The organism is Rubrivirga sp. SAORIC476, assembly GCF_002283555.1.
GTDB lineage: Bacteria > Bacteroidota > Rhodothermia > Rhodothermales > Rubricoccaceae > Rubrivirga.
Map to the genome: position 1 here is coordinate 27,559 of NZ_MVOI01000011.1, position 18,717 is coordinate 46,275.

Below are 18,717 nucleotides of genomic sequence, written 5' to 3' on the forward strand. Positions count from 1 at the left end.
AGCATGGCCAGCCACAGAATCAAGATCGTCTGCGAGGCTGGGACCGACCCATTCGACGGCACCCAGCTCGATCGCGCTGAGGAAGTCCTCGAAGTCGACGCCCCCTCCCTTTGGGAAGCTAGGACGGCGGCGACCCGCCAGATGGCGCTGAGCCCAATGGGCCGGCTCCTTAAATTCTACGACTCGGACACGGGGAAAGAGATTGCCTCCCGTCCACCCGCCCCACTACGTGAGGCGGTGTTCGCCCTCGACGGCCTACCAGGCACCTACCAGGGCTTTACACGAGGCGAGTCCTGGAACGGGTTTGCAGTCCCGTACTTCCTGCTCCCGGTCGCGAAACGCGTCGCGAGCGATATCGCAGCCCATACCAGTAAGGGGCAGTGGGCATACGAGGCCGCCGAAGACGTCATCCGCACTTTTGACCCGATAGAGGGTGAGTGGGAGGAGTGGCGGAGTACGCCAGGGGGAGAGGCACCCCTCTACGGGGTAGGTGCAAGGGCCTGGACATGGGAGGAGAAATTGTGTGCGCCAGGCCCCTCGTCGGACTAGGTCAGCTTCTTGAGGTGCCAACTCATGCGGCGCGTGAGGTTGAACGTATCGAACGCGTGTACGTCGTAACGCCCCCCGTGGCGGGCTTCTTCCAGTGCCTGAGAGACGATGCCCGAGGGGGACTCTGTTTCCCAGAGCGGGTGGACGACGACGACTCGGAGCCGCCGGTCACTTAGTTCGAAACCGGGGAGCCCTCCGTAGTCACCGGCCGAGACGCCGAAGGAGGAACAGAACACGTCCCGCAGGCCCGCTGCGCGGCCGACCCACCCCTCCAAGCTCGCCCCGACGAACTCGCCGTCTAGACCGCAGTTGTAGCCCGGGTCCTGGAGAACGCGTAGGAGGTCCAACCCCAAGCGCCAGTCGAGGAGGCCGTGGTACGTCATGTTCCTGAACCTCCGGAGGCAGTCGTAGCACGAGGAATCGCAGGTCTCCCGGTGGCTCCGAGCTTGGACAGAGGCGGGGAACGACTCGTCACTCTGAGGGCTAAGGACAGCGCTGAGTAGGTCCCTCCATTCATGACGGAGCCGACGGGTGAACCCGGAACCGTTCGGCAGATAGTCGCTGATGACGAGCTCGCCGGCGGCCCCGTCGCCCACGCTCACCTGCCGGACCCCACTGATCTCGAACTCCTCCGGGTCCACGTCCAGGACCTCGCTGAAGGCGTAGGTCAGGAGAAAACCAGCCGAGTAGTACGCGGCCTTGACGGCCCCGGCATGGCGGACCGGGTCCAAGACCAACCCCGGGGCGACGGAGGTGGGCCTGAGATACAGGACGTCGGTGGTCTTGGGTGCGACAATCCCCACCTCCTCCAGCGCGCCGGTCGACTCGAAACGGAACTTTGTGTCGTGGCGGACCTCTTCGCTGTGGTAGCGTTCCTCGATCCACTGGTCCTCGATGGTCCTGCCGAGCTGCGTGGTCTTACCAACGCTACCCCGGAAGAGGTGCCCCCGGTTGTCGTTCAACCGGTAGACCCGGCCGGAGCCCACTAGGCTGGCACTGGTGTTCGTGCCGGTTACGGTTTCGAAGTCCGCATCCGTTGAGCGACCGGCGAGAGCCGACGCCCCCGAGCCCGAGTACTCCTCCACGGCATCCTTTCCCGGGCCGAGCGAGGTCCTATAGCCGGCCGGCGTGGCTATCTGGAAGACCCTGAAGTCCTCCGCCTCCGCGCACTGTGGGCACGAATTGAGGTGGGGCCGGGCTCGGTCGACGTCCGTGAACTGGCACTTACCGCACCGGGACATCCACTCCCTCCCGATCAGGGCAGCCCCGCGCGCCCCGATTCCGCCCCCGTGCTTTTTGAATAGAGGGGCCGTGAAGCCAAGCGCTTGGTGCACTCGCTTGTCCTTCGTCCGCTCCGCCCCAGGAGCAAACTCGCTCACCGAGAGGTCGAGGTCACGGTCGATCGTCCGGAATCCCCTCGGCCACTTCACACCGTGGTAAAGGTCCCGGACCCGTGATGGCATCCCGTACATCGGCAGGACTCCGCCCTCAGCCAGCCTCTCGGCGAGCCCCTCCCCAGACAGCGCTTCATCGTTCGCAGCCGCGTCGACCTGGTAGAACAGCTGCTCGCGGATGTACGCCACAAGTGAGGGCTTGTCGATCCCAGGCACTCCAAAGGACACCGCAGCGACGACGTTGGCGACCTCGCCGCTCTCGAGGAGCCACGCACGAACCGCCTCTCTCCGATCTGCATTGCCCCGCCATGTCGCGACGTCCCCGAACTCGCCGTGAGAGTCGGGCGGGCGTTCGACCTCGTGCCACCTGGCGCCTGCGGCATGGAAGGCCCGACGGAGGGCCTCCTTCGCTGTGAGTCGCCGGACGATGTCCTCCTGGCCCATCGAGAGGAAGGGGACGGGGGACTCCTCGCCGGTGATCCGTCGGGGGTGCTTATAGTAGTACTCGTCGTGGCTCCTCCCCCTGCAGAGCGTCAACGCGGCCGAGTATGCTTGGCCCCGTCGGCCGGCCCGACCGGCCCGCTGCTGGTAGTTGAACCTCATCGGGGGCATGTTCGCCATCGCGACAGCCTGGAGGCTGCCGATGTCCACCCCGACCTCCATCGTGGTCGTCACGCTCAGGAGGTCGATCTCGTCGACGACCGGGACTAACGTGCGCTCCTCGTCCCCCAGATTGACGACGACGTTCCGGAAATGGCGCTGGCGCTCCGCCTGGTCGTCGGTCTGCCCCGTCAGTTCCTCGCAGTGGAGTCGGAACGGTGCGACCGAGTCGAGCGCGCTGTCGGCGTAGTAATTCGTCGCCTGCAGGTCCGCGCACCGGAGCCCCGGACTAGACGGGAGGAGCTGCAGGCAGTTCGTGCAAACGCCCCCCGACCGGTGGAGGTGCGGACGGGTGCAGGAGGGGCAGGCCCAGACCGGGTCTTCCGCATCGGAGACCCGGACCGCCAGCCGAGGCACTCGGAGAATGAGCCCCTCGTGCCCCCCCTCCTCCGCGACGGCTTTCCAAACGGCTTCTTTGAGCTGCTCTGCGTCCACCCCAAGCGCCTCGGCGCACGTCTCTACATACCTGCGGATCACACTCCGGGCCCCGCTGAAGTCTGCCCAGGCGGGCTTGCCGTACTTGCTATCCGCCTCCTCGTACCGGTACCGCTGGCCCAACGCGCGGACGAACCCGGTGCAGACCTCGGCGAACTGTTCGCCCCGGAGCCCGACGGCTCCCCCGAGCTGCGCGAGCCTCTCGGCCGGGAGGTCAAGGCGGACCGTGCCCAGCCCTGCTGCTTCGAACCCGAAGTAGAGCCTACCGAAGAGGGCGGACGCCACCTCCCCTCTCAATTTTGGGAGCAGTTTATTCCGACCGGCCTCCCTGGCGTCCTCGCTAAGCCCTTCGCGCAGCCCTCCCCCCTCGAACTCGAAGAGCTCCGTCCAATGACGCCAGGCCCCGTCAAACTTGAACCCCTGATACCTCCGGTCCACGCCCGCAGGGTTGACGCCCAAGCGCACCAGTCCACGTACTAAGGGGCCATCCGACTCGACGAGCGGGGCGAGCGGGACGGTCTTCGTCTCGTGGAGGGCGCGGAGAGCGGCGAGCCCCTTGATCGCATCTGCCTTCTGGGTCTGGATACCATCCTGGGCAGCTTCAGGCAGCGCTCTAATGAACTCGTCTGAGAAGGCGGCCAGCTCTATGAGCCGAGCCAACTCTCGTTCTCGGGGCCCGAGGGCCTCCTTGTCGTCCGGGATGCCCTTCCTCTCTAGATCAGCGAGGAGCGTGGGGTCTCCTTCGAGCGCTTGCCGCACCTCGGCTGCGATCACCTCGCGGACCAAGTCCTGATAGTGGGCCCTCTCCATCCGGTTAGCCACCGACGCCGCGTCTTCCCGGCTGTCAGAGAAGATGACGAGCTTCCGGTCCTCCGGCGTCAGTCGCTCGAACAGCTCCTTCGACAGGAGCTGGCTCACCTTCGAGAAGCCGGTCCGAAAACCACGGACCGGCGACCGGCGCGTCTGCCCCCATGACCTGTCAGTCCCACAACAGGGGCAAACGGCGGGAAGAGCTCCGAACGAGTCCGCCCTCTCGCTCCCCACTGACGTGTCTAGGACCCTGAAGAGGTAGCCTGCGACGTAGTCTTCAGGGGGCCTATCCATCGTTACACGACCCGAAGCAGGGGACAGAAACGCTGGCACCCACGCCCCAGTGTCGGGGTCTTCCCTCGGGTCGCGAGGCGGGGGGTGTGGTTGGCGCCACTCGTTCTCTTGGGGAGAATCCGAGGAGGGCCAGAACACCGCGTAGTCGCTGTACTTCTGCTGCTCGACAAAGCGGGCGGGGCGACGGTCCGGGATCCCTTCGATGTCGGGGTCGAGCGGGACGAGCTCGACGCCGGCGTTGTCAGGGAGGGGCACCCTCCTCCCCCCGAAGAACATCGTCCCGCACTGCTCGCAGTAGAGGGTCTCCAAGACGCGGTGCCTCTCGGGCGCGTCGCAAGTGATCCGCCCCCCGTCCGCGTACAACTTGCCTACGGGCCGGTCACCCGCCGTCGGGTCGCACCCGCACCCCGGCTTCGTGCACGCCCAGAGGCCCTCTAGATTGCGGAAGAGCCAGTGCATGCGGAAGCTGGGGAGGGCGCCAGAGCCGCAGAGTCCCCGAGCGATGAGCGCGCCTCGGACGGCGGTGCGGGCGGCGTCCTCACCTGCGTCCGGAAAAAGGCGCCGGGCCAACGACGTAAGCGAGACGGCCCTGGACTTACCGTCCTCAATGCACGCGCTCCGTAGTCTCGCACCTAGGGAAACTTCGGAGGAGGACAAGCCCCTCAGGAGCGCGTCGACCGGGGGTTCCCCTGCCGCTGGGGGGTAGCCCAGCGACGCCGCAGCTGCCCCGGCCGCTTGCCCAGCTATACTTCCCTCGCTACCGCCCGGCAGGTTAGCGAGGGCCTCAGACAGCTCTACGAACGGACCAGAGTCAAGCGGGGGTAGTGATTCGGTGTCCGGAACGGGGGCCAGGTTCCCCTCGATGATCTGTCCGCCCTGCCACTCGGTGCCTGTAAAGTCGCTCAGGAACCTCAGGCTCTTGTTGCTCCCGGGCTCCAATGAGGCGCTGGACGCGAGGACTCGGAGTTTAGGGTGGCCCGGGTACAGGCCGAGGCGGTCCAACAGGAGTCGGAGTAGGTACGCCACCTCCGTCCCCGCCGTCCCTCGGTAGAGGTGGAGTTCGTCCACGACGAGGTGGAAGACGCTACCGTCCTCCTCTAGCCACCTCCTCGTCGCCGCGAAGATCGGGCTGTCTACGTCCCTCATCAGCATGATGCTGAGCATGCTAAAGTTCGTGATGAGGATGTCAGGCGGAGCGTCCTGCATGTCCCACCGAGAACGCATCTCAGACCCGTCGAGGCGGGGGAAGAAGTACCTCACGTCTTCGTCCCCTCCCCCACGGACGTACTCGTCGATGTAGGCGGCGGCGCGGTCTGCGGCTGTGAGCGCAGAGGCGAGCGCCTCGAGCTTCGGCTTGTTCGGATTCCCCGTGGCTTTGTACTCGTGGCCGGGGACCGGCGTGACCCCGTTGTAGCGCCCGAAGTAGAGCCGATTCCCGCTCCTGCTCCGCTCGAACCACTCGCGGGCGGACGGCGAGTCGAGGGCCCGCCGCAACCGCGTCATCTGGTCCTCCACGAGTGCGTTCATAGGGTAGACGAGGAGAGCTCTCACCCCCGCCTTCCTCGTCTCGTGCCCCCTCTGGGACACCCGGTAGGAGCCGGTAAGCTTATTGTTCTTGTCCTTGAACGAGGCCTTCCACGCGCCGTCCTTCCACCAGTCGTTGGCGTGGGGGGCTGGGTCCGTCGGGGACGCCCACCCCGCCGACTCCTTGGCCAAGTACGCGAACAGCGGGAGCAGGAATGATTCCGTTTTTCCCGAGCCCGTCCCCGACGTCACTACGCAGTCCTCACCCGCCGATGCCTGCCGGAGCATCTGAGTCTGGTGGGAGTAGAGCGCAAAGTCTCCGACGAGCCCGCTGGACGCGAGGCCCTTGAAGTCGTCGAGTTCGGCGTCGGTGAGCCCGGGCACGTCGTCCTTCGATAGCGCGGACAACGGGCGGTCCTGTTCGTAGACAGGGATCGGCTCTATCCAGGGCTCCTGCCGGAAGACGGCGGCCTCCCGGTCTCGGAGGAGCGCCTCGCGCTCCGCCTCTACAGACGGGAACTGGGTCCCGAACGCGGTCTTCAGGTACGTGATGAACCGGTCGCCGATGCCTTCGAACGTTCCTACTGGGTCGACCATGGTCGGGTGTCTTGTTTTCGTCAGTGGAGGATGTCGATCTCGCAGTCAACAGGCCGCTGGCTGACCCTAATGGCCACCGCTTCAGCGAGGCTGGGTGGGACCCACCGAAAGAGAAGGTGGACCTGTCCGGCATAGGGGGCTCCTGGTAGCGACCTCTCTACGGCGGGCGCGTACCCAGAGCAGAGGCACAGAGACCGGGCGAGGACGCGCGGGAGCGGTAGACGCGCGGGCACGCCCAGGATGAACCGGCGCCTGTCATAGGCCAGCGCCCGGGCGCCCGTTGCGGAGAGCGCTGCGTACCGGCCCCAATCCTTGTCGACCTCCTTTCTAGTCGAGCCTTCCCAGAGGAAGAACCGGGTGCGTTGGCTGATGGGTTCGACGTGGCGGCCGAGGACTCGAGACTCGGTGGGGGCCCACACCCGGACTGGATTGAAAGCGAGCCGCTCTGGATCAAACGTCGCCGAGGCCCACTCCGAGAGTGCCCCGGTTCGGGGGGGCCGGGAGGCGACGTAGTCACCGACGTCCCCGCCCATAGAGGCGAAGTGCCAGGCGGGCGGGGCATTTACGTAGCCGACTCCTGACGCTACCGCCACCCGCTCCAGGGTCTCCTCCGCGTCGGCCCTCACGACGACGCGGGTCGGGAGCAAGGCCGTCCCCGCACTTTGGTGGCCGGTCTCAATATGCCCACCTGCCTCCTCGGCGGCTTCGCGTAGACGCTCAACAGTCCTCACGGTCCGAGCGCCGCACAAGACCGCCTGCGGGAGCCCTCCCATAGGAAGACGAGCCAATGTAGGCGGCGCTACGTGGACCGCCCCCTTCCCTCCCTCAAAAGCGAGGTCAACGTGCCCCAGTACGTCGAGGGCCCGAGCGGCACCGTATGGGCCTCCCGCTGATTCACCGGCCGAACGTTCGGGGAGCGCCGCCAGAAGCTGGCTGTAGGCCCGCTTGTAGGAGTCCCAACTCAGCGATGACCGCGCAGACGCCACGTAGAGGAGGGCGTCGTCCGGTGGGATTGTGGACATTGTGCTAGACATTTCTAGCAAACGATACGTACTCCTTCCACGCTTTTCCAAGTCCATTCTGCCGTGGAGGATCGATCTTTTTTCGCCACTGATAGAGCCATTTCTTCCATTCCTTCGCTTTGCGGAGATTGGCGCCTGCACGCCGTTGGGGGGAGGGGACGGATTCCGTTGGCCCGCAGTAGGCCGCGCGGCCCCGCTTCTCTACTGGGACTGTCCAGATGGCGGCCCACCCCGTCGGCAGCGGCTCCTTCGGCCACACCGCGACCTCACCGACCCCCCGCCCGAGCAGAACGACCCTCCGGGAGGTGAACGACGGGAGCTCGGGGAGGACGTTAAACGAACGGGGGCTCGGAGGCGTGGGGTGTACCGTGACCCCCCGGTATACTGTCCCGTTGGCCCCTCCGGAAACTTCACCGTAAACGTTGAACTGTGGCCCCTCCGACGGCGCGAGGGCAAACTCATCGTGGACGAAGAACTCCCTCGCCTTCACCACTTCGTCGCCTTCAACCACCTCAACCCGGATCGCGCCCGCCGAAAGCACTGCAGGTGGTATCGAGAGGGTGCCCGTCTCGACTGCTTCGCCGACCACCGTTGACCCGACCCTGACTGTCACTGGGCGCGCGCTCTGAACTCTGAGGGACGGGGGCGAGAAGCTGAAGTACTCAGCGGTACGGCCGAGCCGCACCCCGCCTACGAGACTGAGTTGGACAGTCTCCGGGGCGGACAGGGCGCTGAAGTGCATCCCCACCCCCTCGTCCGAACGGGCGGCGTCGGCCCTATACAGTCCCCACCCCTCGGGCAGCGACTGAGCGAATACCCCCTTGAAGCCGTCGCAGCTGGCGCTCCCCCACTCTTCGACTGCAGCGGAAGAGGCCCCCTCTACGGCTACAAAGAAGGGCTCCCCAAGCGGAAGCCTGTTCGATTCCACATACCCGTCGACCCCGACGGACTCGCCGCTCACGAAGAGGACTACCCTGGACCCGGCCCGCCGGAACGTGACACCGTGTCCGTCATCCGCCGCCGTGATTGGGGAGGTCCAATCGAGCAGAGCGGGACTGAGAGCGCCGTCGTCCGCTTCGACTGCGGTCGACCACCCCGCCGCCGCCTCCACGCACGCCCCCCTTCCCAGCTTAGGAACCACAACGTCCCACCCCTCCTCGGGCACCGTCCCCGACGCCACACACCGGAGAGAGACTCTAGGAGCTCCGAGCAAGGGGACATGGAGCGAGAGAGCGAGCGCTCCGCTCCGAGACCGACGAAGTGCGTCCCCGTCATCTCGTGCTACGGCGACTCCATCCCAATCCTCCAGCTCGTCGGAGATGGCTTCGAGGAGGGCGATCCTCAGCTCCTCGTCCGGCGTGTCTGGATGAAGGAGTCGGCGGGTCCGGGGTCGGAGGTCCGTGCCGACATGCTTCAGAGCGATAGCTCCGAGTACGGACTCGACCGGCGGGAAGCTCGGCTGGAGGCCGACAGCCGCGAAGGCCCTCTTTAGGGCTTCCCGCTCGCGCTCTGCGAGGAGCGTTTGCGCGATGGGGATCCCGACGTGCACCCTGTTGCTCGACGTTGTCAAGACGCGGAACGTCCCCAGCCTCCCCCGCTCATCAATGTTTGCCCACCGCTCCAAGTCGAGCCAGACGTCTCGGAGCTGATCGAAGTGTGGGTACCCGCCCGGCACGGGCCTCTCGCCCAGTAGGTCGAACAGTCTGGGGTAATACGACGCTGTACTGAACTCGCTCTCTCCACCGTGGCCCGCAGCGAGGACCGAGAGAGCCAGATCGGGGATGTAGGGCGGGTACCGATACATCTCCGGATCATTAAATCTCAGGTTTCGCCACCGATCAGCCCACCTGGCAGCGCCGACGAATAGTGGGTAGTTGCTCCCAAAACCCCGCCCTTCGCGAACCACCTCGATGAACTCCTCTTGGGCGTCGCCCCGCCCACCAGAGAGTTGGACGAGCAAGTCACGGGTCACACAGAGGTACACCCTCCGCCCCGACTGCCGAGGAGTAAAAAAGTGTCCAGCTAGAACCTCGTTCCACTCTTCGTAGGTCATGAACAGATCTAGACAAAAACGCGGGAACGCGCCAAAAGGATTTACGGGACCCGGACGGCAAACGACTTAACAACAACGATTTGCACACAATCGAGCAACGGCCGACACTTTGCGTTCTCGACTGCTGACCCCATAACTTAGTTGCACCAACCTACATACACTCGCTCGGCCTGCGCCCCTTGATGGAATCTCTCTCCCCCGCCCCTCGGATCGTTAGTCTCTTCTGCGGCCCTGGTGGCATGGACGAGGGCTTCCAGTCCGCCGGGTTTGAGACGTGGCTGGCATATGATTCCGCCCCGCACTGTGTACGGACCCACCGCCACAACCACGAGCGAGCAAAGGCGCTTCAGGGTGACCTCGCCGTGGTATCGCCGACGGAGATGGCAACTGAGTGGAGGAAGAGGTCGCCGGGAGTTCCCCCCCTGGGGATAGTAGGCGGCCCTCCCTGCCAGGCCTTCTCGTTCGCAAACGTCCACAAGCGGGATTCGGACGATCCTAGAGCGTCGCTTGTCGACCACTACGCGCAGATCATCGAGGGCCTGAGCAACGAGTTTGCTGTCGGCTTCTTCGTGTTCGAAAACGTACGAGGCCTCCTAAGCGATCGGCACGTTCATTACCTGGAGGAGTTCGAGTCCAGGGTTGACGACGCGGGATTTACCGTGACTCGCCACCGCCTCAACGCTCTACGTTTCGGCGTTCCCCAGCACCGTGATCGCGTGTTCGTGGTCGGCGTCAACCGGACCCTCCACGGAGGCGTCAAGTTCTCACCCCCCTTAGGAGACGACCGAGAGACGCCCGTCAGCGAGGTGCTCGATGGCCTCCCCCCCCCTACCCACTACCAGCGGGGCCTGGACCGGGACTCCCCCGACGGCTGGCACCCGAACCACTGGTGCATGGCTCCGAAATCTAGGCGGTTCACAGACGGGTCCATCGTCCCCGGCGATTCGACGTCGAGCCGTTCGTTCCGAGCACTCCACCCGGACAGGCCCAGTTACACGGTCGCTTACGGCAACCGCGAGGTCCACGTCCATCCCAGCGGCACGAGGCGACTCAGCGTGTACGAGGCCATGCGCCTCCAGGGGTTCCCTCACGACTACGTGCTCAAGGGAACTCTCTCAGAGCAGTTCAGCATGGTCTCCGACGCGGTAGCCCCCCCGGTCGCTGAGGCCCTCGCCCGTGCCATCGCTGATCAACTAGCCTACTCTCAAAGGTGCAGCCCCATCGTTGGGTCCGGCGGGTCCAGTTGAGTCCTGCCTGTCTCATCTGAACTCTCCGCTTTCAGCAACTCACTTGGAAAACTGGGGGGCGAGGCCGAAAGTTGCGATGATCGCGAAGCATCCAGTGCCGGGGGGTTGCTGAGGCGACCACAACCTTTGGCACCACCTTTGACGCCCCACAACAGAAAAGCCCCTAAGTCGTTGAGACTTAGGGGCCTAGCCCGAAGGCTCTGTGCCCGAGACTGTAGCACAACGGGAGATCAGGGGAGACCGCACGGGGTCCTAATCACCCTTCCCGATTCGTACGGGGCGGTGTGACACTCATTGACACCGCGTGATTCTAACATAGGCCTACGAAACCTGTACCCAGGCCTGTACCTATGGCGACCGTCACCCCGATCCTCCGCACCCCCAAGGCGAGGCCGGACGGTCACGCCCCCCTCTGGCTCCGGTTCACGGACACCCGCCGGACAGTGTACCTCTCACTCGGCGTGTATCTCCACCCGCGCCACTGGAACGACCGGAAACAGGAAGTCCGCAAGGGGCACCCCCACGCCGAGCGGATCAATGGACTCATCGCCAAGCGGCTGGCGGAGGTCGAAGACGAGCGGCTCCGCCTCTTGATGGACCGCGAGCCGATTACGCTAGAAGCGCTCCGCGAAGCCGTCGCCCCGGCTCCACCGCAGGAGGATCGTTCCACCGGGTGCTTCCTCGCCTACGTCGAGCGGTTCTTGGAGGGTGTGGGCAAGGGGGGCAACGTCCGCAGGGTCCGTCGTGAGTCCGTCGTCGTCGGGAAGCTGCGGGAGTTCGCCGAGGCGAGCGGGGCCGCTCTCCCCTTCGAGCGGATCACGCCCGAGTTCCTCCGCGACTTCGAGGCTCACCTCCTCGGGGTGAAGAAGAACAAGGCGTCCACGGTCCATGCCAACATCGGCGTCATCAAGATCCACTATCGGCGGGCGATCCGCGAAGGGCTCGTGCCGCGGGAGTCGGACCCGTTCTTCGCGTACACACCTGCCCGAGCACAGCGACCAGAGCGACCGAAGTTGACCGTGGAGCAGCTGCGGGCCATCGAGCGCCTCGACCTCGGGCCGAGCGGCGCCGGGGCCGGCCTGGACACCCGTACGCGTGACGCCTTCCTGTTCTCGCTGTACGCGGCAGGCATCCGGTTCGGGGACGTGGCCGGGCTACGGTGTGGCGACGTATCACAGGACCCTGACGCCGAGGGCGCCCTCCGTCTCACGTATCGCATGGGCAAGACGAAGAAGCGAGTGGCCGTCCGCCTCATCCCGCAGGCCGCCGCAATCGCGCGGGCCTACGCCACCGACGCCGACGGTGCCCCGAAGCCACCCGAGGCGTTCCTGTTCGGAATGCTCGACGGGTACGACCTCTCGACGCCCAAGGGGATGCTCTCGGCAGTAGCCAGCCAGAACGCGCTCACGAACAAGTACCTCAAGCGCGTGGCGAAGCTGGCGGCTACCGCCGACGTGCCCATGCCCACCAAGCTCTCGTTCCACATCGCGCGGCACTCGTTCGCGGACCTCGCGCGAAAGGCAGGGTGGGACGTGTACGCGATCTCGAAGGCGCTTGGTCACTCCGGGCTCAACATCACGGAGCACTACCTCGCAGGCTTCGACGGAGCTGCCCTAGATGCCAACCTCGATCAACTCTTCGCCGCTGAGAAGAATGGACAGTCCTCTTAAGCGACGCTCGCTAGAGCGGACGGACCTACGCACGTGGACGGAAATCTCAGAGTTACTGAACGTCCGCCGAGGCATTGTCGTACCGTTCTGGGTGACACAAGACGCGAAGACGACCGATGATTGGTCCTCCGCCTACTCTGCGTTTGTGCGCCCACAATGGGATGCGTACGCGAACAGGTTGATGCGCGGGGGATATGCAGAGCTCGTCGCAGTTCGGGAGGGACTCCATTCGGATGCGGCTATTCAGAACGAACTCACACAGGAGGCCAGTCGGAATGCGTCCAGCTTCAGAGCAGGACTGGACCTAGTCTCAAGACTGGGAAACAAATATGGATTTGATACTACCGGAAATCAGCTCCTTGACCTGATTAATGAATCAAATATTGAAGTAGTTGCACCCGGGTGGTCATTTAGCTTTTGGGCATCAGAGCAAATAAACGGCCAAAACATATCTCCCTTCGGAATAACATTTCACATAACCAAAGGAGGTCCGCACGCGAACCATGTGAACCCGACCTTGGCAACGACGCGGATAGCACATTCCACAACAGTACGCGAGAGGGCCGAGAAGCTGGCGAGCAAGTCCACAGAATCGGAGTACGCCGTCGATCTCTTCGAGCGAACACAGTCAGGATTTATGTTTCAGATACACCTTCTTGAGGCTGTTCTGGCGGAATTCCGCCTTCTCGGCACCGTTGAACCATGGGAGTCACCCCGATGGAGGACGGAGACACAGAGGGCTCAGTCGCTACCGCCATCTCTGACTCGAGCGGATGTGATACGAGCCGACCGCCGAAAGCTGCACGCACCGTTTAAGTCCTGGATCATCCAGACAGCTCGATTCTACATCGACGTGAAGGGCATGTCGAAGAGCCAAGCAGCGGCTGCCGTATCGGAACGGCACCTTGATGTCCACGGACCGATCATCGACGAGTGGTCACCCGGCTACGACAAGGACCCATTCCACACTATCCTCGGATACCTTGACGGGATCGCATGATCCCCGCGCCGAGGCGACGGGCAGATACCGTAGTGCAGTTCGGAGCATTCTTGAGCATTCTCGGACAATATGCTCTGTAGACATGCGAGCGTGGTCACGGGTTCTTGGGTCATTCCCCCCCCGGACCCATGGAACCCGTCATCGTCACTTCCGAAAGCAAACTCCGCGGCTTCATTGACGCCGCCGTCGAAGCCGCAATGAGCCGACTGGCTCCGCGCCTGTCTCCAGCGGAACAGGACCGCCCCGCCAAGAACTGGCTCACGAATCGAGAGGCACAGGACTACCTCGGACTAAGCAAGGCCACACTGGCCCGCTACCGCGCGGACGGCACGCTCCCGTACTCGAAGGTCGGGGCGAGCGTCTTCTACAGGCTCTCCGAGGTGGAGGCCCTCCTAGAACGCTCTGGGGCCTCCGCTCCTCCCCATAGCAAGGCTGCATGACTGCTGCAATCCAGACACGATGCAGCCATGTTCGACACCTTGCGCATCTTCTGGGAGACCCCTCACGCCGAGGGTGTACTCTGCCGAATCGAGCACGTCGAGCGGGAGACGTGGAGGGGTCGCCCTGCGTGGCGTGGCCCCATCGGGCACCTCCGCGTCTTCGTCTGTCCCCCCCTCGTGAGTGTGAGCTTCGAGGTCGGCCGGATCGTGGGCGCCAGGGAGTTCGACACCGCGACCGCTCACAGGCTCATCGACTTCGTCTCGGACGAGGTCGGGGAGAGCGTCCACGATGCCTCACTGACTCGCGTTGACACGTCTGCGAACCTCGACGTAACCGAGCCCGCTGAGCATTACCTCGGGCTGCTGATCTACGCGCCTCACCTTTCACTGCATCGGGAGGCCCCAGCGAGCGTCCGGCTGTCCAACAAGACGAGGGCGCTCCTCTACTACGACCCGTACCGGAAGCGCGGAATCGAAAGCGGCGCTCACGTCGTCCGGGTTGAGCACCAGGTCAAGAAGAACGTCGGCCGGGTGCTGAAGTGGGATCGGCCTCGACTGGCGACGCTGGCAGACCCCGCGTTCCGCGCCCTCTGCGCCGAGCGCCTCGATCTAGCTCACCGACTCGTCCGGGCCGTTCCTGGGGTGCGGAGGTTCGACGGAGTGGAGGACGTGCGAGACGTGGCCGCCGCGAACTACTTCGCCGGATGCCCCGAGGACGTGCTCCGGGCGCTCGCGGCGGTCGATGCCGCCCCCCTGTCCCTGTCGCGGAAGCGACGCCAACGCGACCGGATCCTGTCCGCACTTCCCCGTCCAAGTGAGCCGCACCGTCACCCCTTGCTCTGTGAGCTAGACCATCTCGTTGCGACTGCTACGTCGAGCATGTGACCGTATGGAAAAGAAAACGCCGCCTCCCGAATCATCCGGGAGACGGCGGGGTGACGTTGTCCGTCACAAAGAGGGCCCCAGCATCATCGACCCCAGAGCGCTCGTCCCGACGGCCCAGAGGGTACTGAGAACGTTCGAGGTGAGAGAGAGCGCGAAGATGTTGCAATCCGTGATGGCTGTAGTGGTCATAGCATCGAGGGTCATTGGCACCGTGAGGGTGCTGAGCAAGGACAGGGCGATGACCGCCAGGACGAACGCGCAGGGGCTGAGCTGGGACTCTCCCTCTCTCGGGGAGAAACTCGGCCGGTATGGAAAGAACGATGGGCCTTATACGGACTGCCGCACCGACGGTTGCAAGAGCATTTGTCCCGCCTCGACACCGGGGCGGAGCAACTGGAGCGGGCACGGACGAGACGCCCGCACGATCTTGCGGCCCGATCTGCACCCTAACCCGTGACCGACGACGCCCGCGAGCCCCGTATCGACGTAGACGCCTTCCTCGCCGACGCCGCCAAGTCTGGAGGTGCCGAGCGGGCGAACGCGCAGACCTTCCTCAACGGACTGGCGGACGTGCTCGGCGTGGCCCGGCCGGACTTCACGACGGGCGACCCGCGAGCCGACACCTACGTCTACGAGCGCCCGCTCGACTTCCGCGACGGCCGCCAGTCCAAGGGCTTCATCGACCTCTACAAGCGGGGGGCGTTCGTGCTGGAGACGAAGCAAGGCGCCGACGCGAAGCGCACCGAGGGGGGGCAGAAGCTCCGCACCGGGCACGGCAAGCGGGGCACCCGGGCGTGGGAACAGACGATGGAGGCCGCGCGGAATCAGGCCGAGGGCTACGCGCGCAACCTGGAGGCCGCCGAGCCGCCGCCGCCGTTCGTCGTCGTGTGCGACGTGGGGTTCTGCTTTGACCTCTATTCGGACTTCTCGGGCTCGGGACGTCTCTACAAGCCCTTCCCCGACGCGGGCTCGAACCGAATTCCGCTCGACGCCCTCCGCCAGCCGGAGACGCGCGCCATGCTGGCGGCGGTGTTCGAGGACCCGCTCTCGCTCGACCCCGCCCGGCGGCAGGCCCGCGTGACCGTGGACCTCGCCGGACGCCTCGCCACGCTGGCGACCTCGCTCGACGGGGCCGTCGATGCCCACGGGGCGCCGATGGACGCCGAGGCCGTCGCGGGCTTCCTCTCGCGGACGCTGTTCTCCATGTTCGCCGAGGACGCCGGGCTCATTCCCGAGGGCGCCTTCACGCGGCTCTTGGAAGGCTACACCGACGACCTGGAGCACCTCCCACACGCGCTCTCGGACTTCTTCCGCAAGATGGACGAGGGCGGGTACGTCGGCGAGGTGCGGGAGAGCGTGCGGCGCTTCAACGGGCTCCTCTTCAAAGACACCCGGACGCCTCGGCTCGACGCCAACCAACGGGCGGCGCTCCTCGACGCGGCGCACGCGGACTGGAGCGAGGTCGAGCCGTCCATCTTCGGGACGCTCCTGGAGCGGGCGCTCGACCCGGCGGAGCGTCACGCGCTCGGGGCGCACTTCACGCCCCGCGCCTACGTCGAGCGGCTCGTCGGGCCAACGATCCTGGAGCCGCTCCGGGAGGAGTGGGACGGCGTGCGGGCGGCGGCGTCGCGGCTCGTGGATCAGGCGGAGGCCGCCTCGGGCGCGACGCGGACCCGGCGACGGAACGAAGCTCGGGCGGTGCTGGCGGGCTTCCTCACGCGGCTGGCGACGATTCGCGTGCTCGATCCCGCGTGCGGGTCGGGAAACTTTCTGTACGTGGTGCTCTCGGGCCTGAAGGCGCTGGAGGACGAGGTGCGGAGCGTGTCGAGTCGGCTCGTCGGCGAGTCCGTCGGCGAGGGGTTCGGGGTGACGCCCCGCCAGATGCGCGGGATCGAGTTGAACGCGCGGGCGGCGTCCATCGCGGACCTCGTGCTGTGGATCGGCTACCTCCAGTGGCACCGCCGCCGGTACGGCACCGCGCAGCCGCTCCCGGAACCGGTGCTGGAGGGGTACGGGCAGGTGGAGCACCGGGACGCCGTGCTGGCCGACGATGGGACGCCCGCGCCGTGGCCCGAGGCCGACTTCATCATCGGCAACCCGCCGTTCATCGGCAACAAGCGGATGCGAGACGCCCTCGGCGACACCTACACCGAGGCGCTCCGGGCCGCATACCCGACCGTCCCCGAGTCCGCGGATCTCGTCATGTTCTGGTGGGATCGCGCGGCCGAGGCGGTCCGCCTCGGGCATGCCGAGCGGTTCGGGCTCATCACCACGAACTCGCTCCCGCAGACGTTCAACCGGCGTGTGGTCGAGCGGCACCTCGGCGCGGACGCCGACCCACTGGCATTAACGTTCGCCGTGCCGGATCACCCGTGGGTGGACTCCGCCGACGGGGCGGCCGTCCGCGTGTCGATGACCGCAGGCGCGCGGGCTACCGACTACGATCCGGGCGCCGGGCGGCTCGTCGTGGTGACAGAGGAGCGCGACGACAACGGCGACGGGATCGCCGAGGTGGACGCAGAGGAGTTCGCCGGGCGGATCAATGCTGACCTGACGGTAGGAGCTGACGTAGCCGAATGTGGCCCGCTCGACTCAAACACGGGTATCAGCAAGCGTGGGATGAGCTTGGTAGGCCGAGGGTTTGTCATCTCGGAATCAGAAGCAGAGTCTTTCGGACGCTCTACCCTTCTCGATGGCAAACGATTTCTACGCCCCTTCCGAAGCGCAAGAGACTTGGTCACCCAAGCACGGGGCGTTATGGTGATCGATCTATTCGGACTAGACACGCAACAAGCCCGAGAGCGCGTCCCGCTGGCTTTCGAGCACGTCATCAGAACCGTCAAGCCTGAACGAGACAAGAACAGGGATAAGGGACGCAGAGAAAACTGGTGGCTGCACGGCAGATCTAACGAGACGCTTCGGAAGGCACTCGCCGGAGTCTCTCGCTACTGCGCCACCCCTTACGTCTCGAAACACTGCTTCTTCCAGTTTCTGGACGCTGAGATACTTCCCGACGATGGTATCGTCGCTATCGCGCTGGAGGATGCGTTCCACCTTGGCGTTCTCTCCAGTCGTCTCCACACGGAGTGGGCGCTGGCCGCTGGTGGTCGCCTTGGTGTAGGAAATGACCCTCGTTACAACAACTCCAGCACGTTCGACCCCTTCCCCTTCCCGGACGCGACCGACGCGCAGGCGGAGCCCATCCGCCAACTCGGCGAGGCCATCGACGCGCACCGCAAAGCCCGCCAGGACGAGACCGGCGTCGGGCTGACCGACCTCTACAACGCCGTCGAGGCGCTCCGCGCGGGCCGCGCCCTCACGGCCAAGGAAGAGCGCTCCGCAGACGACGGGCTCGCGCACACGCTCCTCGACCTTCACCGCCAGCTCGACCGCGCCGTCCTCGACGCCTACGGCTGGAGCGACCTCGACGCCGAGGCGCCCACCTTCCGCGCCGCCGTGCTCGACCGGCTCGTCGCCCTCAACGCCGAGCGCCGAGCCGAGGAAGAGGCCGGGACCGTCCGCTACCTCCGGCCCGCGTTCCAGAACCCGGGCGCGTCCGGTCAAGCCGGGCTCGACCTTCGCACCGTGGCCCCCATCGAGACCGCGCCCGAGGTGGTCACCCGGCCGTGGCCCGAGGCACTCGCCGCGCGCACCGTCGCCGTCCGCCAGGCCGTCGCCGCTGGAGCGCAGACGCCCGAGGCCGTCGCGGCGCGGTTCGAGGGCGCCCGCCTCGGGGCCGTCGCCGAGGTGCTCGACGCGCTCGCCGAGTTGGGGCTGGTGCACGTCGCGGACGGTGTGTTCTCGCCCTAGGACCTTTAGGGACCAGACCCTCTCGGTCTGCTTTCCACCTGACCCGTCCTGATCCGTAATACTGTCGATACGATGAACCGTCACCCTCTCGCTCTGCCGATCTACGTCCTCGCGGCGGCGATTGCTCTCTCGGCTTTCCTGTTCTCTTGTGGCCGTCGGTACGAGATGATTCAGCGGCGTGTAGGCCCGCCCATCGTATTCGACCACTGGACTGGCGAGCGCGTCGATTGACCTTCTCACATCCTCATCCGCGATCCAGCGCGCCCCCCGCTCCGTCGATGAGTCTGCTTTGAGGCCCGTTCTAGCATGCGCCTGTGTGCCCGTACG

The 18,717-nt window shown here is 65.6% G+C and carries 10 protein-coding genes; 8 read left to right on the forward strand and 2 right to left on the reverse strand.

Going from position 1 to position 18,717, the window contains the following annotated elements:
- Positions 1 to 3: 3 nt before the first annotated feature.
- Positions 4 to 549: a hypothetical protein gene (locus B1759_RS16620; RefSeq protein WP_095516210.1), complete on the forward strand. Its 546-nt coding sequence runs from the start codon at positions 4 to 6 to the stop codon at positions 547 to 549.
- On the opposite strand, the gene B1759_RS16625 is transcribed toward B1759_RS16620, so the two are convergent.
- Entirely contained in the window at positions 546 to 6,263 is a 5,718-nt protein-coding gene (locus B1759_RS16625) for a DEAD/DEAH box helicase (protein ID WP_095516211.1), read from the reverse strand. The two genes, B1759_RS16620 and B1759_RS16625, sit on opposite strands and share 4 nt — an antisense overlap.
- Before the next feature lie 1,026 nt (positions 6,264 to 7,289).
- Complete coding sequence (locus B1759_RS16635; RefSeq protein ID WP_143537450.1) at positions 7,290 to 9,338, reverse strand: hypothetical protein; 2,049 nt, start codon at positions 9,336 to 9,338, stop codon at positions 7,290 to 7,292.
- 182 nt (positions 9,339 to 9,520) lie between these two features.
- On the opposite strand from B1759_RS16635, the gene B1759_RS16640 reads away from it, so the two are divergent.
- From B1759_RS16640 to B1759_RS16660, 7 genes are all read left to right on the forward strand, one after another.
- Positions 9,521 to 10,585, forward strand: a complete 1,065-nt coding sequence (locus B1759_RS16640) for a DNA cytosine methyltransferase (protein ID WP_095516214.1) — start codon at positions 9,521 to 9,523, stop codon at positions 10,583 to 10,585.
- A 350-nt stretch (positions 10,586 to 10,935) separates the two neighbouring features.
- On the forward strand, positions 10,936 to 12,255 hold the full coding sequence (locus B1759_RS16645; protein ID WP_095516215.1) for a site-specific integrase: 1,320 nt from the start codon (positions 10,936 to 10,938) through the stop codon (positions 12,253 to 12,255).
- Between the two features lie 91 nt (positions 12,256 to 12,346).
- Positions 12,347 to 13,255 carry a hypothetical protein gene (locus B1759_RS19450; protein WP_143537451.1) on the forward strand — a complete coding sequence of 303 codons (909 nt, stop codon included), beginning with the start codon at positions 12,347 to 12,349 and terminating at the stop codon, positions 13,253 to 13,255.
- A 128-nt stretch (positions 13,256 to 13,383) separates the two neighbouring features.
- Positions 13,384 to 13,695 (forward strand): helix-turn-helix domain-containing protein, encoded by a 312-nt coding sequence (locus B1759_RS16650; RefSeq protein WP_095516216.1) that lies wholly within the window; start codon positions 13,384 to 13,386, stop codon positions 13,693 to 13,695.
- Positions 13,696 to 13,722: 27 nt separating this feature from the next.
- Positions 13,723 to 14,580 (forward strand): hypothetical protein, encoded by an 858-nt coding sequence (locus B1759_RS16655; protein WP_095516217.1) that lies wholly within the window; start codon positions 13,723 to 13,725, stop codon positions 14,578 to 14,580.
- A gap of 4 nt (positions 14,581 to 14,584) precedes the next feature.
- Positions 14,585 to 15,037, forward strand: coding sequence for a hypothetical protein (locus B1759_RS20305; RefSeq protein WP_143537452.1), 453 nt, complete (start codon positions 14,585 to 14,587; stop codon positions 15,035 to 15,037).
- Positions 15,034 to 18,390 (forward strand): class I SAM-dependent DNA methyltransferase, encoded by a 3,357-nt coding sequence (locus B1759_RS16660; RefSeq protein ID WP_198948972.1) that lies wholly within the window; start codon positions 15,034 to 15,036, stop codon positions 18,388 to 18,390. The genes B1759_RS20305 and B1759_RS16660 overlap by 4 nt, the downstream gene beginning before the upstream one ends.
- Positions 18,391 to 18,717: the final 327 nt, after the last annotated feature.